At 44.2% G+C, this 21,869-nt stretch carries 18 protein-coding genes; 10 read left to right on the plus strand and 8 right to left on the minus strand.

All coding sequences use genetic code 11. The annotated features are described in order from the left end of the window. Positions 1 to 70: 70 nt before the first annotated feature. Entirely contained in the window at positions 71 to 2,296 is a 2,226-nt protein-coding gene (locus tag KHO06_RS12560; protein ID WP_212581692.1) for an NADP-dependent isocitrate dehydrogenase, read from the minus strand. Between the two features lie 371 nt (positions 2,297 to 2,667). On the opposite strand from KHO06_RS12560, the gene KHO06_RS12565 reads away from it, so the two are divergent. Continuing rightward, positions 2,668 to 3,372: a pseudouridine synthase gene (locus tag KHO06_RS12565; protein ID WP_077261731.1), complete on the plus strand. Its 705-nt coding sequence runs from the start codon at positions 2,668 to 2,670 to the stop codon at positions 3,370 to 3,372. 71 nt (positions 3,373 to 3,443) lie between these two features. Here the strand turns inward: KHO06_RS12565 and KHO06_RS12570 are convergent, their stop codons facing one another. Both KHO06_RS12570 and KHO06_RS12575 read right to left on the minus strand, forming a co-directional pair. After that, positions 3,444 to 4,121: a DUF2057 family protein gene (locus KHO06_RS12570; protein WP_212581693.1), complete on the minus strand. Its 678-nt coding sequence runs from the start codon at positions 4,119 to 4,121 to the stop codon at positions 3,444 to 3,446. A gap of 76 nt (positions 4,122 to 4,197) precedes the next feature. After that, positions 4,198 to 5,223 carry a porin gene (locus KHO06_RS12575; protein ID WP_050904643.1) on the minus strand — a complete coding sequence of 342 codons (1,026 nt, stop codon included), beginning with the start codon at positions 5,221 to 5,223 and terminating at the stop codon, positions 4,198 to 4,200. Positions 5,224 to 5,738: 515 nt separating this feature from the next. On the opposite strand from KHO06_RS12575, the gene dinG reads away from it, so the two are divergent. The 5 genes from dinG (at position 5,739) to xthA (ending at position 10,245) form a co-directional block, all read left to right on the plus strand. Then, entirely contained in the window at positions 5,739 to 7,814 is a 2,076-nt protein-coding gene (dinG, locus tag KHO06_RS12580; RefSeq protein ID WP_045397681.1) for an ATP-dependent DNA helicase DinG, read from the plus strand. 14 nt (positions 7,815 to 7,828) lie between these two features. Further along, positions 7,829 to 8,614 (plus strand): TSUP family transporter, encoded by a 786-nt coding sequence (locus KHO06_RS12585; protein ID WP_038889197.1) that lies wholly within the window; start codon positions 7,829 to 7,831, stop codon positions 8,612 to 8,614. Next, a complete protein-coding gene (locus tag KHO06_RS12590; protein ID WP_005534025.1) occupies positions 8,611 to 9,156 on the plus strand; it encodes a primosomal replication protein in 546 nt (181 codons plus the stop codon). The genes KHO06_RS12585 and KHO06_RS12590 overlap by 4 nt, the downstream gene beginning before the upstream one ends. Next, positions 9,156 to 9,320, plus strand: coding sequence for a pleiotropic regulatory protein RsmS (rsmS, locus tag KHO06_RS12595; RefSeq protein ID WP_005431885.1), 165 nt, complete (start codon positions 9,156 to 9,158; stop codon positions 9,318 to 9,320). The genes KHO06_RS12590 and rsmS overlap by 1 nt, the downstream gene beginning before the upstream one ends. Positions 9,321 to 9,438: 118 nt before the next feature. Further along, the gene (xthA, locus tag KHO06_RS12600; protein ID WP_045373201.1) at positions 9,439 to 10,245 is read left to right on the plus strand and encodes an exodeoxyribonuclease III; all 807 of its coding nucleotides are present in this window, start codon (positions 9,439 to 9,441) and stop codon (positions 10,243 to 10,245) included. A gap of 79 nt (positions 10,246 to 10,324) precedes the next feature. Here xthA and KHO06_RS12605 read toward each other — a convergent pair whose 3' ends face one another. From KHO06_RS12605 to KHO06_RS12625, 5 genes are all read right to left on the minus strand, one after another. Further along, complete coding sequence (locus tag KHO06_RS12605; RefSeq protein WP_045373203.1) at positions 10,325 to 11,002, minus strand: ABC transporter permease; 678 nt, start codon at positions 11,000 to 11,002, stop codon at positions 10,325 to 10,327. Between the two features lie 3 nt (positions 11,003 to 11,005). Continuing rightward, positions 11,006 to 11,746 (minus strand): ABC transporter permease, encoded by a 741-nt coding sequence (locus KHO06_RS12610; protein WP_045377857.1) that lies wholly within the window; start codon positions 11,744 to 11,746, stop codon positions 11,006 to 11,008. 81 nt (positions 11,747 to 11,827) lie between these two features. Beyond that, positions 11,828 to 12,598 (minus strand): ABC transporter substrate-binding protein, encoded by a 771-nt coding sequence (locus KHO06_RS12615; RefSeq protein WP_005430696.1) that lies wholly within the window; start codon positions 12,596 to 12,598, stop codon positions 11,828 to 11,830. 80 nt (positions 12,599 to 12,678) lie between these two features. Next, positions 12,679 to 13,449 (minus strand): ABC transporter ATP-binding protein, encoded by a 771-nt coding sequence (locus KHO06_RS12620; RefSeq protein ID WP_212581694.1) that lies wholly within the window; start codon positions 13,447 to 13,449, stop codon positions 12,679 to 12,681. 233 nt (positions 13,450 to 13,682) lie between these two features. Next, a complete protein-coding gene (locus KHO06_RS12625; RefSeq protein ID WP_212581695.1) occupies positions 13,683 to 15,137 on the minus strand; it encodes a flagellar sheath protein A in 1,455 nt (484 codons plus the stop codon). A gap of 458 nt (positions 15,138 to 15,595) precedes the next feature. Here KHO06_RS12625 and KHO06_RS12630 point away from each other — a divergent pair, with 458 nt between their 5' ends. The 4 genes from KHO06_RS12630 (at position 15,596) to pflA (ending at position 21,743) form a co-directional block, all read left to right on the plus strand. Further along, positions 15,596 to 17,143, plus strand: coding sequence for a DUF3360 family protein (locus KHO06_RS12630; protein ID WP_038892562.1), 1,548 nt, complete (start codon positions 15,596 to 15,598; stop codon positions 17,141 to 17,143). A 307-nt stretch (positions 17,144 to 17,450) separates the two neighbouring features. Next, on the plus strand, positions 17,451 to 19,727 hold the full coding sequence (pflB, locus tag KHO06_RS12635) for a formate C-acetyltransferase (protein WP_050909162.1): 2,277 nt from the start codon (positions 17,451 to 17,453) through the stop codon (positions 19,725 to 19,727). A 153-nt stretch (positions 19,728 to 19,880) separates the two neighbouring features. Next, complete coding sequence (locus tag KHO06_RS12640; RefSeq protein ID WP_005431699.1) at positions 19,881 to 20,858, plus strand: lipid A deacylase LpxR family protein; 978 nt, start codon at positions 19,881 to 19,883, stop codon at positions 20,856 to 20,858. Between the two features lie 144 nt (positions 20,859 to 21,002). Further along, positions 21,003 to 21,743, plus strand: a complete 741-nt coding sequence (gene pflA, locus KHO06_RS12645; RefSeq protein WP_005431703.1) for a pyruvate formate lyase 1-activating protein — start codon at positions 21,003 to 21,005, stop codon at positions 21,741 to 21,743. The last annotated feature ends 126 nt before the right edge of the window (positions 21,744 to 21,869 follow it).

Consider the following 21,869-nt stretch of genomic DNA (forward strand, 5'->3'; position numbering starts at 1 on the left):
AACCCGCGTAAAGCGGGTTTATTGTTTTTATAAGTCTTAACTACGCGCTACCGAAATAGCGCGTACAAGGTTATTTATTGATGATTGCGTTCAGCGTTGCGCTCGGGCGCATCAATGTAGAAGCTAGCGCATCATCCAGTGAATAGTAACCGCCTAGCTCACCTTTCACACCCTGTGCATTGTTTAGCTCGGAAACAATCGCTTCTTCTTGCTGCGCAAGCGCGGCTGCTACTGGCACAAACTCAGCCGCTAGATCAGCATCTGCCGTTTGCTCAGCGAGTGCTTTCGCCCAGTAAGACGCAAGGTAGTAGTGGCTACCACGGTTATCCAACTCACCAACTTTACGTGACGGTGACTTGTTGTTGTCTAGGAACTCACCCGTTGCTTTATCAAGTGCATCGGCAAGTACCTGTGCTTTTGCATTGCCAGCAACCGTGCTTAGGTGCTCAAGAGATGCCGCAAGTGCAAGGAACTCACCCAAAGAATCCCAACGTAAGTGGTTTTCTTTTTCTACCTGTTGAACGTGTTTAGGAGCTGAACCGCCTGCACCCGTTTCAAATAAACCGCCACCGTTCATTAGTGGGACAATAGATAGCATCTTCGCAGAAGTACCAAGCTCCAGAATTGGGAACAAATCAGTTAGGTAGTCACGAAGTACGTTACCTGTTACCGAAATGGTATCTAGGCCTTCTTTGATACGCTCTAGAGAGAATTTACATGCGTCGATTGGTGCCAGGATCTTGATCTCTAAACCTGAAGTGTCGTGCTCAGGGAGGTACGCATTTACTTTCTTGATAAGTTCTGCATCGTGAGCACGAGCTTCGTCTAGCCAGAATACTGCTGGAGCACCTGAAGCACGAGCACGAGTAACAGCAAGTTTCACCCAATCTTGAATTGGCGCGTCTTTCACCTGACACATACGGAAGATGTCACCTTCTTCTACCGCTTGTTCAAGAAGAACCGCACCAGAAGCATCTACAACACGCACACTGCCTGCTGCATCTAAGATGAAGGTCTTGTCATGAGAACCGTACTCTTCAGCTTTTTGGGCCATTAGACCGACATTTGGAACGCTGCCCATTGTTGTTGGGTCAAACGCACCATGTTCTTTACAGAAGTCGATCACCGCTTGGTAAATACCTGCGTAGCTACGATCTGGAATCATTGCTTTCGTATCTTTCTGCTTGCCGTCTGGTCCCCACATTTGGCCAGAAGCACGTAGCATTGCAGGCATAGAAGCATCAACAATGATATCGCTTGGTACGTGTAGGTTAGTAATACCGCGATCTGAATCCACCATAGCTAGTGCTGGTTGCGTTTCGTATACCGCAAGAATAGCTGCTTCGATTTCTGCTTTTTGTTCTGCAGGTAGCGCTTCAATCTTCGCATATACGTCACCGATACCGTTGTTTACATCAACGCCTAGCTCTTCAAACAGCTTCCCGTATTTTGCAAATACGTCTTTGTAGTAAACCTTAACTGCGTGACCGAAGATAACTGGATCCGATACCTTCATCATGGTTGCTTTCATATGTAGAGAAAGCAGTACATCTTGCTGTTTTGCTTCTGCAATTTCTTTCTCGAAGAACTCAACAAGCGCTTTCTTGTTCATTACTGAACAATCGATCACTTCTTTGTCTTGTAGAGGGAATGCTGATTTAAGTTCTTTTACCGAACCATCAGCAGCAACAAATTCGATTTTAACGTCGGTAGCACCTGAGATAGTCGTCGATTTTTCACTACCGAAGAAATCGTTGTCAGCCATACTTGAAACGTGAGATTTAGAGTCTGCTGACCACGCGCCCATTGAATGCGGGTTTTTCTTTGCGTAGTTCTTCACTGAAAGTGGTGCACGACGGTCTGAGTTACCTTCACGCAAAACTGGGTTAACCGCACTACCTTTGATTTTGTCGTAAGTCGCTTTGATCGCTTCTTCTTCGTAAGTGCTTGGCTCTTCTGGGTAGTTTGGTAGCTCGTAGCCTTTCGCTTGCAGCTCTTTAATAGCGGCCTTTAGCTGTGGGATTGACGCTGAGATGTTTGGAAGCTTAATGATGTTCGCTTCAGGCGTTTTCGCCAATTCGCCTAATTCTGCTAGCGCGTCACCGATGCGCTGATCTTCTTTCAAATGTTCTGGGAAGTTAGCGATGATGCGACCCGCTAACGAAATATCACGTGTATCTACATTAATGCCAGACGATGCTGTAAACGATTGAATGATTGGTAGTAATGAATAGGTTGCTAACGCCGGGGCTTCATCAGTGATGGTGTAGATAATTGTAGGTTTTTCTGTAGGCATGAAATTTCCCTATTTTTTACTCAACTAAGCTGAACAACTCAGCAACTGAGTTCGTTGAATTTACGCAGTGCTTAACGTTAGTAGTGCATTCCTCCTCACCAACGCGACATGCGGTTTGCACTCTTTCTTATAGTTTGAAGCTCTATGGCTCTCTATCCATGAGTGCACTTTGTGCCAAGTTTGCTTTCATGAAGTTCTTTTGCAAAAACACCTCACTAAAAGCAACTTGGCTATATCATTAAACAAATAACACGAAATAGTCTATTATTCTGTGCGCTTTTGTTAGTTTTTGGCGCGCAAATGATAGCCGATAAGAAGAAAACTTAAAACTTTCAAACACAGTTCATTTACATTTTTGCAAGGTAGTTAACATGTCATCTCGCACGGGTCATGAAAAAGGTCGCCGTAGTAACCACTCCAAACCGAGCCATTTTAAACGCTCTGGTAAGCCAAATCATTCAAATGGACAGGCTAAAAATCGACCGAGTCGCCCTACCCGTTCTTCAAAATCCGCTAAACCGCGTATTGCACCCGAAGATCGTAAGGTGGTTATTTTCAATAAGCCCTATGACACGTTAAGCCAATTTACTGATGGCGATGGCCGTAAAACGCTAGCTGATTATATTCCTGTAAAAGATGTTTATGCGGCAGGCCGATTAGACAGAGACAGCGAAGGTTTGATGGTGCTCACTAACGACGGCATTCTGCAGGCTAAGTTGACCCAACCTCAATCAAAGTCACCAAAGACCTATTGGGTCCAAGTAGACGGTGCTCCGACTGAAGAGGATTTAGAGAAACTACGTAAAGGCGTTGAATTGAAAGATGGCATGACATTGCCAGCAAAAGTAGAAGTGATGCCTGAGCCAGAGATCTGGGAAAGAACTCCACCAGTCCGCTTTCGAGCAAACATTCCAACTACTTGGTTAGCTATTACTATTATAGAAGGGAGAAACCGTCAGGTAAGACGTATGACCGCGCACATTGGATTCCCAACTCTGCGTTTAGTTCGTTACTCGATGGGCGGTATTGTTCTTGACGATTTAAAGCCAGGGGAGTGGCGAGAAATAAAGCTCTAGGCTTAAACCTCAAAAAACATAAAAGCAGGCAATCACCTGCTTTTTTTAGTTTTTGTCGTTACCAATAACGATTATTGTTGAGCAACCCACTTTTTGAAGGTTTCTTTTTCTTCTGGTGTCGCTTTTTGGTACATCGTCTTAAGTAAATCTACCATTTGACTGTCTTGCGCCGTTGGCGATTGTGTGGAGGCTTCTGTAACCGCTTTTGGTTCCACACCAGTCACCGCTTGGCTATGTTGGTTTACAGTCACATATGTCACAGCAACTCCAGCTACACCACCAGCAATATTATAGTTACGAGCTTCCTGAGCGTAATTACGACCAATTTGAACGCCATCGGACTCAAGGACGTCTTCAAAAAGATCGATTGGCTGACCTTTAGAATCTAGTAGTTGCCACTCTAAAGGAGAGATGTTGGTTTGTGCTTGGCGGTAAGTTTTGAATTCTGGCAGCTCGAATTTTAGTTCTTCATTCTTCACATCGAACTTAGCAATAATAGCGTCGCCATAAACCCCTTTGATATCATCGCCAATTTCAAATTCTGGTTGGTATTTGAAGACAATTTGGTTAGTACCGTCAGGGATCTCTATTGTTTTCTCATCCGAAAACAAGCCACCTTCAAGCTTTGGTTTCTCCATGTTTACTGCTAGCAACTTCACATCTTCAGGAACAACCAAAGTTGTCGCAGCGTATAAATTTGTACTAGCCAAAACAGAAAGCGCCATCGCCATTTTTAATGAGAACTGCATAGAAGTTAAATCCTTATCTCCAATAGTAAAAGACCCAGCATAAAGCTGGGTCTTACAATATCAAACTGGGTTTTGATTACCAGTAGAAACGTGCACCAACACCGAAGTCAGTCTTGCTATCTGTCTTCACGTTGTCAGTTGAAGTCTCTTCAAATACGTATGCACCTTCAGCGAATACGCGAGCCCATTTAGAGAACTTGTACTCAACACCAGCGTAGAAGCGAGAATCGTCGCCATCTACAGTGCCAGCTTTGTCAGAAGAAGACATTACTAGCTCGTAACCAGAGTATAGTGTTGTCTTAGGAGCAACAGCGAACATACCAGCTAGAGAGATACCGTGAGAATCAACAGTCTCGTCTGAGATCTTGTTCTCGTCTTCGTTGTAGTAGTATGTTGCACCTAGAGTGTGCTCACCTAGAGCGTACTCACCAGTTACTTCGAAAGATAGGTTTTCTGAGTCGTGAGCAACGTTGTTTACTGCAATTTTGTTTACAGAAGAAAGGATACCAGCGTGCATTGATAGGTCGCCGAAAGACTTACCTACGAATACTTCACGAACTTCTTCGTTCTTGTCTTTCTCGCCTAGAGCGTAACCCGCTTTTAGCCAGAAAGCATCGTTTTCGAATGCGTATTTAATTTGAGAATCGTTGTTCCACTCGTGTCCGTAAAGAAGTGCAGAACCACCGAAGAAGTATGAGTAATCAGCGCCGTAAACGTCATCTGCGAAAGTACCTTCTTTACCGAAGCGGATAGTACCCATTTCGCCCATGTCGAAACCGAAGATGTGACGACGAACGAATACAGTATCGTCTGTACGCTCGCTTGAATCAGCACCAGCGCCGTAGTTGTCACCAAGAGCAACACCGATTTCAACTTCACCTAGTACTTTTAGGCTGTCGTTTACAACGTAAACGCCGTTTACACCCATACGTGAAGAGCTAGTGTTTAGCTCAGCAGTGTGGTCAGTGCTGTCTAGGAATAGAAGAGTTGGACGTAGTTGACCGTAAAAATCTACAGAACCTTCTTCAGATTTGAATACTTCAGCTGCATTCACAGTAGTTGCTGTAGCAGCAACCGCTAGTGCTAATAGAGTCTTTTTCATAATTAATCCACTGCCTTTTCTTAGTTCGGGATATCCTTGTCCGATTCCCTTTTTTATATTTTTGAAACCGCTTGTTATCGAAACGTAACAATGATTGGTCTGCAAAATCTGGGCACTAGAGTGCAAAAGATTATTCTGCCTGTCAAATTTTCTAAACAGAAATATCAAAAAACAAAAACACACTTAAAAAACAGCAAGTTAGAAATTTACATTTAAATTATTCGATGAAGTTCTAAACTACAAGCTTGATTTTTCGTAATTTAGTGATTCATAAATAACAAATACAAAACACCTATAAATCACAAAAATAAAGACACAAACAGAATATATAACTATATAGGTGGCATTTTTGAAGCTTTATATTTTTCACCTAATGAAATTATTTTCATTTAGTTTGAGTTCAATATTTTTTTGTGAACAAGATCTACATTCCGCACAAAAGCATTCCATTTTGTGAACTACTGTCGAACCAGTGATGTGTGCTACTATGCGCCTCCAACGCACTTGAGGCCCGTATGCTAACCAGTAACATCCAAAAATCGATTCGAACCAGTTATCAGAACTTGCAAGCTCAACTGGATAACTTTGTTCCGAGACGAGCACAAAACTACCTCGTCGCTGAGATCGCAAAAACGCTATGCGGGCAATACCACAAATCAAATCGAATGCTGGTAGCCGAGGCAGGAACCGGTATCGGTAAGTCACTCTCCTATTTAATGGCGGCGATTCCTGTCGCGGTTTACAACAACCGCAAAGTAGTGATTTCAACTGCGACAGTGGCCTTGCAAGAGCAATTGGTGAATAAAGACCTCCCTCTTTTCCGCCGAATTACGGATCGAGAGTTTTCTTTTATTCTTGCTAAAGGGCGTCAACGCTATTGCTGCGCAGAAAAGCTTGCTACAGCCAGTGGTGTGGATGGTGGCCAGCTCGCAATGTTTGAGACCAAGCCTAAGAAAAAAGACATCGAACTCCTAGAGACTATGTATCGTTCTCTTGCTCAAGGTAAGTGGGATGGCGACCGTGACTCTTGGCCAAAACCAATAGATGACCGTCTATGGCAGCTTATTGTGAGTGATAAGCACAGCTGCAATAACAGCTTACCAGCCCATCGCAACTGCCCTTTTCAGAAAGCTCGATCAGAGTTAGACAAGAATGATGTCATCATTGCGAACCATTCTTTAGTGATGGCTGATGCTGATTTAGGCGGTGGCGTGATTCTCCCTGAACCTGAAAACACGATTTATGTTTTTGACGAGGCCCATCACCTACCCCATGTTGCTCGCGACCATGCATCCGCCTCTGCGAGTTTGAAAGGTGCAGCGGCTTGGTTGGAAAAGCTTAATCAATCGACCAGTAAGTTTTCATCTCTAGCAGACGAGAAACGTGTCGCGCGTTTTCGCAATGATTTGCAGGAATCGGTGCAAGAGCTCATCCCAGCCCTGAGCCAACTAACCAAACAGTTCGATCCTGCACAGTTTGAAGAAAACATTTATCGCTTTGAACATGGTGAGCTGCCAGAGTGGTTAGAAAACCAATCTAAAGACCTCAAACAACTGAGTAAAAAAGCAAACCAAAGTGTTGCGAAGATCGCCGATCTTATTGCTGAAAGAGTTAAAGACGGCGAACTTTCATCAAGGTTAGCAGAACCAGCACTCGCTGAATTGGGTTTTTACATTCAGCGCCTGGAAAACCTTGCACAGGTGTGGAACCTGATGGCAGAGCCTACCCGTGACAAAGGTGCTCCTTTGGCCAGATGGCTGGAAAAACACCCAGACCGAGAAGGCGATTACATTGTTAGTGTTTCTCCACTAGAGATTGGCTGGCAACTCGATCAACAAATCTGGAGCCGCTGTATTGGTGCAGTCCTCGTATCTGCGACAATGCGAGCTCTGAACTCGTTCAACTATTTCTGTCATCAAGTTGGTGTCGATGCAAAACCTGAGTCTGGCACTCAGTTCTTAGCATTGGCTTCTCCGTTCGACTATCAAAACCAAGCCGAGCTTTTGATTCCAGCAATGAGGTACGAGCCTCAAGCGCCGCAATTTACCGAATATCTTATTGAAATTTTGCCTAAGTATTTAGAAGACAACAAAGCAAACTTAGTATTATTCTCCTCTTATTGGCAAATGAACCAAGTGGCGGATGCGTTAAGTTCAGACTTCATAAAACGAGGCTGGGCACTGCAAGTTCAAGGCGAAAGTTCACGCGCAGAAATTCTAAAAAAACATAAAAAACTCGTAGATCAGCAGAAAACTAGCATTCTTTTCGGTACAGGAAGCTTCTCAGAAGGCCTTGATTTACCCGGTGAACTACTAGAAAACCTCATCATCACTAAGATTCCATTTGGAGTCCCTACTTCTCCGGTAGAACAGGCTCACTCGGAATACATAGAGAAGAAAGGAGGAAACCCGTTTATGCAGATCACCGTTCCTGATGCGAGCAAAAAGCTGATTCAAAGTGTCGGTCGTTTACTGCGCAAAGAACGCGATTCTGGTAGAGTGACCATCCTTGATAGACGTTTGGTAACAAAACGCTACGGGCAAGCTTTAATTGACTCGCTTCCGCCGTTTAAACGCAAGATCGAATATTAGAAGAATAATTATTTATGGAAATGATTGAGCCAACCATGCTGTTGGTCTTGGCGCTAGTCGCTTTTGTTGCTGGATTTATTGATGCTGTAGCCGGTGGAGGAGGCATGCTTACTGTCCCCGCTTTGCTGTCGCTAGGACTTCCGCCACATATTGCATTAGGAACCAACAAACTAGCCGCATCTTTTGCTTCTTCCACTGCCGCTTTTACTTATTATAGAAAGCGCTTGTTCAAACCACAGTGCTGGGGAAGAGCGTTTGTAGCAACCCTAATTGGCGCGACATTAGGAACGCTGTTTGTTGATGCTATTAGTACAGAATGGTTAGAGAAGGTTTTACCTCTTATTATTCTTGCGGCCGCCATGTACACCGTATTCCACAAAACACCGCAATCAACACATCAGAGCCCAACACCAGAGCCGTGCCCTATGTTAAATAAAAAACAGTATGCACAGGGGTTTACGATTGGCTTTTATGATGGTCTAGCAGGCCCTGGTACCGGTGCTTTTTGGACAGTAAGCTCGATGGCACTTTATCGATTGAACATCTTGCTTGCGTCAGGCCTAGCAAAAGCAATGAACTTCACCAGCAACTTTACTTCTCTCATCACTTTTGCTGTTTTAGGTCATATCAACTGGGTGCTAGGCTTAACCATGGGAGTCTGTTTAATGGCTGGCGCTTTTGTTGGCGCACATTCCGCTATTCGGTTTGGCTCCAAATTCATTCGCCCAGTGTTTGTCACTGTGGTCAGTGTGTTGGCGATAAAACTTGCCTATGACGCGTGGTTTGTGGGATTAACATGAACATTAAACAGCTTTCTGAAAACTTAAATCAGATGTCTAATCAAGCAGCCATGCTTGATCGCCAACGCGGCGAACATCATGTTCCACTTTTTGATGAGCGCTTGTTTCATTGCCGTTCTCGTTTGCTTACGCCATGTGTTAAAGAGGCAAATGCAACACTGGATGCTATCATCCGCGAGCAAAATGAAGGAAAGCTCACAGCCCTTCGAGCTGAGTACTTAACGGAGCGTTTGGTAGCACAAATCACCGCGATTCAACGTGAAATTTCCACGACTAAGATTCGTAAAGGCGAGATCAAACACAGCAGCCACTTCCGAAAACCCATCAATGTGATGTACCAGGAATTGGCACAGCATCAAGAGTGGGCTCGCCGTTTACGCGAAATGGTATTAGAGAAGCAAAGAGCGGTCGAAATGGCACCAAGCTTTGCTAGAGCAGAGGCTCAGAAAGTCTTGCTCGCCACCGAACAACGACTAGAACGTTGCGAAGCAGCCCTGCTTAAATTAGAGAACCAAATTACTCATAGGGAAAAGAACCAGTAATGTCAGAACAGCCAAAATCTCCTCTCGACGACGCGCCAGCAGAGATCAAACTCGCGGTTGATTTAATTTACCTGCTCGAAACCAACGAGATAGATCCTGAGACTGCACTCAAAGCGCTAAAGATCGTGCAAAATGATCTGGAAAACAAACTTAAAGCACAGTAGCACCTAGCAATTTGGCCTTGTCTCACTCGTCTCCTCCCCCCTTACATGAGAACCATTTGCACCTTCCCGTTGCAATGGTAACATCATACGCAAACACGCCCCTTGAGAAGGATAAAAAATGAAAGTAATTAGCTTTAACATCAATGGACTTCGTGCGCGTCTGCATCAACTCCAAGCGCTTATCGACAAACACCAACCAGACGTGATTGGTCTTCAAGAAATCAAGGTACACGATGAAGCATTCCCTATCGAAGATGTCGAGGCGATGGGCTACAAAGTTTACTTTCACGGTCAAAAAGCCCACTACGGTGTGGCAATGCTATGCAAACAAGAGCCGATCAGCGTTCAAAAAGGTTTCCCAACCGACAATGAAGAACATCAAAAACGCATGATCATGGCGACGTTTGAAGATGAGAATGGTGAGAAGGTAACGGTTCTAAATGGTTACTTCCCTCAAGGTGACAATATCGCTCACGAAACCAAATACCCATATAAGCGTCAGTTTTACAAAGACTTGATGACTTACCTGAATGATCACCACACTAACGATGAACAACTGATCGTCATGGGTGACATTAATATTAGCCCAATTGATTCAGATATCGGCATTGGCGAACCAAACCGTAAGCGTTGGTTGAAGACAGGGAAATGCTCATTCCAACCGGAAGAGCGCGAATGGTTGAAAACCTTATTAGACTGGGGCTTCGAAGATACATTCCGTAACCTGCACCCGGAAGTCAATGACCGTTTCTCATGGTTTGATTATCGCTCTCGTGGTTTCGATGATAATAGAGGCCTACGTATCGACGTTATTCTGGCGACACCATCGCTGGCGAAAAAGTGTGTTGAATCAGATATCGATTATGAACTACGTGGTATTGAAAAGCCTTCTGACCACGCCCCGATCTGGTCTACTTTCCAATAGCCAAATCACTTTCCAAAAAACCAAAAGAGCGCCAATCGGCGCTCTTTTTCTTTTCATTCACTATTTTGCTGGTGACGATTTAGCTTAACGGCCTTAGGTATGCCAAGAAGCGCTTCTCTGCCATTTTAAAACACCACAAAATAATGAAGGTCAATGCCATATAGAACAGCCCCGCTGTTAGGAATGACTCAAATGGTGCGTAGTATCGAGAGTTCACCAAACGAGCAGCCCCTGTCAGATCCATAATGGTAATAATACCCGCAACCGCACTGCCATGAAGCATGAAGATGACTTCATTGGAGTAAGCTGGCAATGCACGACGCAAAGCACTTGGCAAAATAATGCGGCGATAAGTCATAAACTTGCTCATACCGTATGCTTTAGCGGCTTCCACTTCACCTTTAGGCAAACCATTAATTGCCCCACGAATAATTTCCGCCGTATAGGCTGATGTATTCAGTACGAAAGCCACCAGTGCACAAAACCACGCGTTTTCCCAAAGTGTATCTTTCACCGGGAAGAACTGGTCCATACCGTAATAGATAAGGTAGAGCTGCACGAGCAATGGAGTCCCACGAAAAAAGTAAATAAATGCCCAAGACGGCAAACTTAATGCGTAATTCGTGCTGTTACGCGCGATAGCTAAGGGAATTGATACACATAGACCAATCACCAGCGCTAACGCAACAAGCCATACTGTCGTCCACAATCCATCAAGATAGACCGGGAAGCTTTCAATTATCAATGAAAAATCCATGGCTTACCTCGCGTGAATACTGAATTTACGTTCCACCAGCTTAAGCAAACCGGTCGAAACGCTGGTAAAGAACAAAAAGATGATCGCGACTGCCATATAGAAGGTGAACGGCATCTTGGTTGTACCTGCTGCCAATGAGCTCATACGAACCATGTCTTCCAAACCGATGATGGAAACCAATGCCGTCGTTTTCAGTAGAACCAACCAGTTGTTACCAAAGCCAGGTAAGGCATGTCGAATCATTTGAGGTAATAAGATTCTGCGAAACGACATTACCGGACTCATGCCATAAGCTTTTGCCGCCTCTAATTCGCCTTTGTCTACGGCCATGATCGCACCACGGAACGTCTCAGCCATGTAAGCACCAAAGATAAATCCAATGGTCAGCACGCCTGCAATAAAAGGGCTGACGTCAATATAATCAGGCAAGTAAGAAGTCCACTCATGGTTAGGGTCACTTGCAGTAAACCACTCGTTGAGTGTCTCATTGATCGAATAAAGACTGTTGTTTAATAGAATTTGACCACCGAAGAAGATCAGCATCATCAAAACAAGGTCTGGAATGCCACGAATAATGGTGGTGTAAAGTGTCGCTATGGCTCTCGCCCACTTGTAAGGCGCCAGTTTTGCTAACGCACCAAGCATACCGAGAATCATGGCTAAAAGAAGTGAAAGTACAGCGACTTCTATGGTTACTAGAGCCCCTTTTAAGATCGAGGCTTCATATCCTTGTAGATCCAGCATAGGTGAGTTCCTAATCCCTAAACTCAAAAGATCGACCGTTAGCTACTTCTAGGAACAAGCCAACGGTCGCTTAGTTACAGCTTACTCGCCGTAAACATCGTAGTTGAAGTATTTACCTGCGATTTCTTGGTAAACACCTTTTTCACGTAGTGACAAGATAGCCGCATCTAGCTTCTTAGTTAGGTCTTTGTCTTGCTTACGAACGGCAATACCAAAGCCATCACCGAACCATTTAGGATCCGTTAGAGAAGGACCAACAAATTCGTACGCTTCACCACCCGCTTTGTTTAATACACCTTCTTCAAGTGCTGATGCATCACCAAGTACTGCTGCGACACGACCGTTAGCAAGATCTAGGTAGGCTTCATCAAATGAACCGTAACGTACGATTTCAACTTTATCGCCGTAGTTATCTGTTAGGTACTTATCATGAGTGGTTGCACGTTGAACGGCAATTTTTTGACCGTCAAGGTTATCAAAGTCTAGGTTTGCGCCTTTCTTGGCGATGAATTTGTTTGGAATCAGTGCGTATTTTCCTGTGAAGTCGACTTTCTTCTTACGCTCTTCAGTGATCGACATTGCAGCGATAATTGCATCGTATTTACGAGCAAGTAGAGAAGGAATAATACCATCCCAGTCTTGAGCAACGATCTGACACTTCACTTTCATCTCTTCACAAAGTGCGTTCGCCATATCCACGTCGAAGCCTTTTAAAGAGCCATCCGTTTCTGTCCAGCTAAACGGAGGGTAAGCGCCTTCAATACCAAAGCGAACGGTTTTCCATTCTTTCGCTTGGGCGACACCAGACACTGCTGTTGCAGCAAGCGTTGCTGCTAATAACCACTTTTTCATTTCCATACTCCTGTGATTGCTTTTATTTGGTTTTGATTGTTGTGCTTAATAGGTGGCAAAAGACTGCCACCCAAGAAATATTAGTAGATAGATGAGATAAATTGCTGTAATCGTTCCGAATCTGGGTTTGTAAATAGCTTAGCTGGATCTCCCTGTTCTTCCACTAAGCCTTGATGTAGAAACATCACATGGTTAGATACGTCACGTGCAAATGCCATTTCATGGGTAACGACCAACATCGTTCGCCCTTCATCTGCCAAATCTCGCATTACTCCTAACACCTCACCAACCAACTCAGGGTCGAGTGCAGAGGTTGGCTCATCGAACAGCATCACTTCTGGATCGACAGCAAGAGCGCGAGCAATAGCCGCCCGTTGCTGCTGACCACCTGAAAGGTGTCCTGGGTAGTAGTCTTTTCGCTCGTACAGCCCTACTTTTTTCAGAAGCAGCTCTGCATTTTCAATCGCTTGTGATTTAGGTACGCCAAGTACATGCACCGGCGCTTCAATCACATTTTCTAGAACCGTTAAGTGTGACCAAAGGTTAAAGCCCTGAAACACCATGGCTAAGCGTGAACGAATACGTTGAACTTGTTTCTCATTGGCTGGAACGGACTCTCCTGCTCGGTTATTTTTCATCTGGATAAGCTCGCCGTTTACCCAAATCTCACCAGCAGTAGGCGTTTCAAGAAGGTTAATACATCTTAGGAAGGTACTCTTACCGGAACCGGAAGAGCCAATGATGGAGATAACATCGCCTTTATGAGCGGCAAGTGAAATGCCTTTAAGGACTTCATTCTGTCCAAATGTTTTGTGCAGGTCTTTTATATCTAGCGCTGGTACATCATTCATTGCGCCTTACTCCCTGTGTTTTAGTCACTGCAATAAGGGACTCCGCCCTCTTTGAATTGGAACAAACTATCACCACCAACCGCAAGTTGCAACAAATTATTAACCTAAATAATTCGAATAGATAGATACAACAATCAAATTAATATGCAACATTTAGCTAAATATTCTTTAAATGTTGAATAATTGACATAAAAAAGCCCCTCAGTAGAGGGGCTAGTTAAGATACAAAAGTGTTAATTAGTTCTCTCTAAAAGTAGAGTCTTAGTTTGAGCGACTCGATTCGCCATATCGCGAACTTGCTTTTCATTCATAACAATACCAAGCACATCTTCTTTAGTGTCTGTACCATTACCATTAGCGAAAGCAGTCAGGAAGTCTGCAGCTTGTACGTCACCTTCATCTTCAGTGAAAACATAGCTTTGTGTTATCTGGGAACTATTAGAGATCACAAGATCATCTTCAGCACCTGCTGGTACACTTGAGTAGTCTAAGTCTGGTACAACAATACTGCGTTCGATTAGAGAGTAAACAGAATGTCTTACCACATAAGGTGTAGAGCCTACCGTTGTGCCTTGTTGGTAACTAACACGTTGTAAACCATTTTCGTTACCTAAGCCGATACTGTCAGATAGATCAACAACACTATTCGATACTCCTGGTTTTACGTTCTGAGTGTTGTTTACTGCAAACAGTGAAGCATCGTCGACTACAACACTAAAGTTGTCAGAAACTTTGTCTGTATACGCGGCTTCCCATCCCAGAGTCGAAATTGTACCGTCAACGCTGAATGTCCACACATCACCTTTTAAAGCATCAGGGTGATAAAAAGCATTTGCTTTAGGGACTTCTGCCAAACGATATGCGAAGCCCTTGTAAATAGCATCAATATCAATCGTTGAGAATTTAATTCCCGATGCACTCACCATCGGAGTAGAAGGTGTATTGGCAAATACCATACGACCATCCGTCCAATCTTCAAAACCATATTGGTACAGTGATGCACGAGAATCGGTTCGATACTGAGCAATCATCGTTCTTTCTGTGCTTACTGCTGGCAATACTTCACCCTTAGTAAAGCGAGACTCATTTGCCGTAACAGTTTCTAGCTGAGAATCAAAGTAGAAAGTGGAATAAGGTTGGCCTTCTGCATCTTCAGCAACTTTATAATCAAGGGCTGTCTTGTTAACAATTGAGTCGTTGTTGCCCGTTAAACAAGTCGTGTTACTTACATTCGCATCAGCCGATAAATAAACATTTCTAAGTGAAGAATCTGCTTCTAACAAGTCTTTAGAGAATGTAATTGCGTTAATAATAGTGCCATTCACTTCTTGCACCGTTACGCTGCCACCATCAGGAATTGTCTGAAGAATGATCGTCAATTTGTCGTTGCTCGCAGTAACTAAGTCACCTTCACGGTTACCAGCAGCATCTGAGTAATATGCGGTTAACTGTGAATCAAGCACTCCACCCAAACGGTGGTAGTTCAATACTTTCTCTTCATTGTTCGAGTCAAAGCGGTCATAGATCGTACATGAGCCATTACTTGCCAACGCTTGAGTTTTTGCTGCAACGAAGGTGAAGTTAAAAGGAGTTTGAGGTGCACCACCACCGCCACCACCGCCGCCACCGCAACCGACCATTAATCCCGAAATAATTGCCACTAGCGGCAGTACTTTAAGCTGTTTCATGTCTTCTTCCTAAACTGAGCGGCAATGATTAGCCAAAAAATCGTCTCTGCTCGGTATTAAGCAAGAATGAAGCCAGCTTTTTGTTCCATCTATGAATGGCATCAATAAGTTCAATTGAGCATTATTTCTGCAAAACAAAGTCTAATTTTATGCAACTTGTGTAATCGAATTACACACTAAATCACCAGCTTGTTCGCATGCCAGACACTTTCTGTAGTTTTCTTTCACATCTATTCTTAAAGTGATCTAAATCAATCACCCCAAAGGGCTATCTTGTTAGACTCCGCGTCAATGATGAGGAATTTTTTGTGCCTCAACACAACGAGTTATTAGCTATGCTTAGGCACGTAGTATTCGTGTGACAAAATCTAATAATAGCTAGCATAGGAAGTGCCGCAGGAAGCGGAAAACACACAATTCAATTTAGAATTCATAACTTTTAAATATATGAGGAATCTATGTCAGACGCAGTGAATAAAGCGCACTCTGATTCGGATATTGAGACTAAAAGCTACCGCGAGCTTCACCGTCCATCATCTGAGTTCGCAAGCCGTTCAGACTACCTAGACCACGAACTACAAATCATGAAGCCACGTCGCTTTGGCTTGAACTTGCCAGGTCGTGACTTCCGCTTTGAGCTTGAAGACCTTGTTCCAGCACTTGCTGGTACTATCGGTATTATCGCGATGTACTCTGCGGTAATGATGTCTTGGGCTGAAGGTCTTACTGCAGCATGGGACCACGTAAACTTAGGCAAAGATTTTGCAATCGAAGTTGCACGTGTAGAAATGCTTATCCCTGCACTCCTTTTCTGTGTACTTGCTTCTGGTTTTATTAACCCTAAAGCCAACCTTGCAGGTAACCACGGTCCAATGATCCCTCTTATTGGTACCATCGCTCTTGCTGGTGCTCACCCTCTTGCATTGGCAATTCTAATCGGTGTATTTGGTCTTCTACTTAGTGCCTTGAAAGGCGGCTCCAAGCTAGTAAACCTCACCTCAGAAGGTACAGCCGGCGGCTTGCTTATTTTCTTGGGCTTAACAGGTACTATGAGCCAAATCACTTCGATTCAAGAATGGGCGGTTGGTCTACAATCTTCTACTGTTGAAGCGGGCAGCATGGGTTATGTTGGTCTAATCGTACTAGCAGTGACGATCGCGCTGTACGCATTCCTTGCAAAAGTGAACAAGCGTTGGCTAGCAATCCCAGTGTGTGCTTTCACTGGCCTTGCAATCGCTTTAGTACTAGGCGCAGGTTTCGATATTAAATTCGTCACTGAAACAGGTCTTCCTAACCTAAACCCAGTTTACTGGTGGGGCAGCACTGAAGAAGGTTGGATGCTAGGTCTTCCTAATATGGAACACTTCATCGCATCACTACCGTTTGCAATCCTTGCTGTAGCGATGTGGTCTCCTGACTTCTTAGGTCACCGTATCTTCCAAGAACTGAACTACCCTAAAAAGACTGAAAAAGTACTGATGGACGTTGATGACACAATGACAATGTGTTCTATCCGCCAAATGGTAGGTACAGCAGTAGGTGGTGGTAACATCACTTCATCTTGGGGGACTTACATGATCCCAGCCGCGATCGCGAAACGCCCTATCCCTGGCGGTGCTATCCTTCTTGGTCTTCTAGTGATGATCATCGCAATCCTTGGTTTCCCAATGGATATCGCGGTATGGCCACCAGTAATGCGTGTTGCTCTTCTTGTAGGTGTATCTCTACCTCTACTTGAAGCAGGTATGCAAATGGTGAAAGACTCAAAAGATTCTCAAGCAGCAGGTATCTGTATATTTGGTTCAGCAGTTGTTAACCCAGTTCTTGCTTGGGCACTGACGATGCTTCTAGACAACAACGGTCTAATTGGTGATAAAGAGCGCGCAGCTCGCCTGTCATTTGTAGACAAGATTGTGATCCCTGTAGGTGTACTTGTTATCTGTTTGGTCGCTATGCTTGCAGTAGGTATGCTAGAAGGACAATATGGCATTAAAGCTTGGCTATAATGACATTCGTTCAAAAATTGTGTGGGTAGCGCTTGTCGCTACCCAATTTTTATCGAGATTTTTTAGTATTTATTGATTTAGTTTAAGGTTTGCAGAATTTTTTTTAGTGTAGCCTTGAATTGTGGTTGGGAAGAACCCACATTGTTAGCAGTGACAATATTTATAGTTTTATGACCCACATTTTCTTATTTAAGACTATACATATTGTTATTCATTAAGAGTGTACTGTTCTCCATCTAACAGTGGAGATAGCTGGCTCAACGGCGAACCAGTACGTATTTTTTTCTACTACAAAGGTAGGTATGTCATGGCAGAGCAATTTGCTAAAGCTTGGGAAGGTTTTGCTGCAGGCGACTGGCAAAACGAAGTAAACGTTCGTGATTTCATTCAGAAGAACTACACTCCGTACGAAGGCGACGAATCTTTCCTAGTTTCTGAAGGTACTGAAGCGACTAACAAGCTTTGGGCTAAGGTAATGGAAGGTATCAAACAAGAGAACGCGACTCACGCTCCTGTTGATTTCGATACTTCAGTTATCTCTACCATCACTGCTCACGATGCAGGCTACATCGAAAAAGACCTAGAAACTATCGTAGGTCTACAAACTGAAGCTCCTCTTAAGCGTGCAATCATCCCTAACGGTGGTATCCGTATGGTTGAAGGTTCTTGCAAAGCTTACGATCGCGAGCTTGACCCACAAGTTAAGAAAATCTTCACAGAATACCGTAAAACGCACAATGCTGGCGTATTCGATATCTACACTCCAGATATCCTAGCATGTCGTAAATCAGGCGTTCTAACTGGTCTTCCAGATGCGTACGGTCGTGGTCGTATCATCGGTGACTACCGTCGTGTTGCTCTATACGGTATCGACCGTCTAATGCAAGACAAGCTAGCTCAATTCAAATCTCTACAAGAGCGTTTTGAGAACGGTGAAGATCTACAAATGACTATGCAGCTTCGCGAAGAGATCGCTGAGCAGCACCGTGCACTTGGCCAAATGAAAGTTATGGCTGAGAAATACGGCTGTGACATCTCTCGTCCAGCTGAAACTGCACAAGAAGCAATCCAATGGACTTACTTCGGTTACCTAGCAGCTGTTAAATCTCAAAACGGCGCAGCTATGTCTCTAGGTCGTACTTCTACTTTCCTAGATATCTACATCGAGCGTGATATCGCTGAAGGTAAGATCACTGAAGTTGACGCACAGGAAATGATCGACCACTTCGTAATGAAACTACGTATGGTTCGTTTCCTACGTACTCCTGAGTACGATGACCTATTCTCTGGCGACCCAATCTGGGCAACAGAGTCTATGGGTGGTATGGGTCTTGACGGTCGTACGCTAGTTACGCGTTCAAACTTCCGTTTCCTAAACTCTCTATACACAATGGGTCCTTCTCCAGAGCCAAACATCACTGTTCTTTGGTCTGAGCAACTACCTGAAGGCTTCAAGAAGTTCTGTGCGAAAGTATCTATCGATACTTCATCAATCCAGTACGAGAACGATGACCTAATGCGTCCAGACTTCGAGTCTGATGACTACGCAATCGCATGTTGTGTATCTCCAATGATCATTGGTAAACACATGCAGTTCTTCGGCGCTCGCGCTAACCTAGCTAAGACTCTTCTATACGTTATCAACGGCGGTGTGGATGAGAAACTGAAGATCCAAGTTGGTCCTCAAATGCCTAAGATCACTGACGAAGTTCTAGACTTCGACGATGTATGGGGCAAACTAGACCACTTCATGGATTGGCTAGCTAAGCAGTACGTGACTGCACTAAACAGCATCCACTTCATGCACGACAAGTACAGCTACGAAGCTGCACTAATGGCTCTACATGACCGTGACGTTCGTCGCACTATGGCTTGTGGTATCGCTGGTCTATCTGTTGCAGCTGACTCACTATCTGCAATCAAATACGCGCAAGTTAAACCAGTTCGTGACGAAGATGGCGTAGCAATCGACTTCGAAATCGAAGGCGACTACCCTAAATTCGGTAACAACGATGCTCGCGTAGATGACATCGCTTGTGAACTTGTTGAAGTATTCATGAACAAGATTCGTCAGCTTAAGACTTACCGTGACGCAATCCCTACTCAGTCTATCCTAACTATCACTTCAAACGTGGTATACGGTAAGAAGACTGGTAACACGCCTGACGGTCGTCGCGCAGGTGCTCCTTTCGCACCAGGTGCTAACCCAATGCACGGCCGTGACGAAAAAGGTGCTGTAGCGTCTCTAACGTCTGTAGGTAAACTACCGTTTGCTCACGCTAAAGATGGTATCTCTTACACGTTCTCTATCGTACCTAACGCTCTAGGTAAAGATGAAGGTTCACAACGCGCTAACCTAGCTGGTCTAATGGATGGTTACTTCCACCACGAATCTGGCATTGAAGGCGGTCAACACCTTAACGTGAACGTACTTAACCGCGAAACTCTAGAAGACGCTGTTAAGCACCCAGAGAAATACCCTCAGCTAACAATCCGTGTATCTGGTTACGCTGTACGCTTCAACTCTCTAACTGCAGAGCAACAAGCTGACGTAATCGCACGTACATTCACTGAGTCTCTATAAGACCAGCTGAATTAGCACTCTGAGTGATAGAACAAAGGCCGATGCTGTAAAGCATCGGCCTTTTTTTTGTTTCTTGAACTAAAGTTGTGACATTGCGAAAGATTTTGTTTGTGATCTTCCGTATGATGCGCAAAAAGCTTGCAAACATAATATATGAAACTTAGTAAATTAATCGTCCTTGCTCTGCTGTCTCCAGCAGCTATTGCATCCACCAAGTCCACAGTCTCTTTCACTTTAGATAACGATGGTATCTTCGGCGTCGACCAAGATTATACCAACGGTATTTTCCTTTCTTACGCGACAGAAAAACTGCGTGAAGACGCAGAGTGGAATTGGTTCACACTTAATGACAACAGCCAAAGTAACGTAGACAAGATTGAAATCGTACTTGGTCACAAGATGTACACACCAAGTGACATTGAAGCCGACTACCCTCTTGTTAACGATCGTCCTTACGCAGGCTACCTTCATACCGAAATCAACTATATCTCACTGACTGCAGATAAAGCCGTTCGCTATAACTTCACTATCGGTGCAACAGGTGAAAGCTCGTTGTCAGAGAAAGCACAGGAAATCGTGCACGGCATTACTGGCTCAACCGACCCGCAAGGTTGGGAATACCAGATTGATGATGAAATCGCATTCAGCGTAGGTTACCGCGCATTCAATAAGTTGATGCGCAGCGAAGGTGAAAGCACACAGTGGGAAATCACCAATGTAAACGACATTAATGCGGGTAACTTCCGTAGTGATGTTTCACAAGGTGTAATGTTCCGTTGGGGTACAAACCTAGCAAACAGCATCGGTGCGGCAAACATCAGTGTTGAAAGCCCATTCCACGCAAGTATGCTGGCTAAAAGCACCTCTAGCTGGTTCTTGTTTACCGGATTCGAAGGTCGTTACCGCTTTAATGACATCACCATCGAAGGCGATCGCTCTGGTATTCCTGAGCCATCAGATCAATACGATGTTACGCTACAAAACTGGCAAGCGAGTGCCGTCGCAGGTGCCACTTGGTACAACCAAAACTACGGCGCGAGTTTAACCTTTACCGTCAAAACACCAGACTATAAAGAAGCTCAAACCGACGTTTACGGTACTGGTTCCCTCTCTTTATTCGCCTTCTTCTAAAGAAAAACCCTTATGCGGCGTGTGAGTTTTCATTCGCCGTTTTCTTTGCTCATTATCTCGCCAACGAAAGTCCTGTTAGACTGTTTTAACCCTTCAATTTGTAATAAAATAACGGTCAGAATTTATTAAAAATGAGAGCAAAAGATGTCAACAACTGGTCGTATTCACTCGTTTGAGTCATGTGGTACCGTAGACGGACCTGGTATTCGTTTTATCGTCTTCTTGCAAGGTTGCTTAATGCGCTGTAAGTATTGCCATAACCGCGATACATGGGACACGCATGATGGCAAAGAAGTGACGGTTGAAGAGATTATTGCAGAAGCAAAAACCTACCGTCACTTCATGAATGCATCAGGTGGTGGCATTACGTGTTCTGGTGGCGAAGCAATGCTTCAGCCGGAATTTGTACGTGACTTCTTCCGCGCTGCTCAAGCTGAAGGCATTCATACCTGCCTAGATACTAACGGTTACATCCGTAAACACACTGATGTTATCGACGAAGTATTGGATGCGACAGACCTTGTCATGCTTGACCTTAAACACATGAAAGACGAAATCCACCAAGAGTTCATCGGTGTGTCTAACCGTCGTGTTTTAGACTTTGCTCGTTACCTACATAAGATTGGTCAAAAGACTTGGATTCGTTATGTTGTAGTCCCTGGCTACACTGACGAGCCAGAAGCAGCGCACATGCTGGGTGAGTTCATCAAAGATATGGACAACATCGAAAAGGTAGAGCTTCTGCCATACCACAAACTTGGTGCGCACAAATGGGAAGCGCTTGGTGTTGAATATCCGCTTGATGGCGTCAACCCACCATCAAAAGAAACAATGGATGAAATCCAGTCAATTCTTTCCCAATACCACTCAAATGTGAAATACTAAGCGCATTAGGTTATTGAATAGATTAAAAATACCAGCAGCTTGCTGGTATTTTTTTACCTATACGTTGGTGTATGTGTTGTACAAACTAGTCGAACAAACTGATCGGCCTTGTGTCCTATCCAACCC

It is taken from the genome of Vibrio sp. B1FIG11, from assembly GCF_905175335.1.
In the GTDB taxonomy this organism is placed as follows: domain Bacteria; phylum Pseudomonadota; class Gammaproteobacteria; order Enterobacterales; family Vibrionaceae; genus Vibrio; species Vibrio campbellii.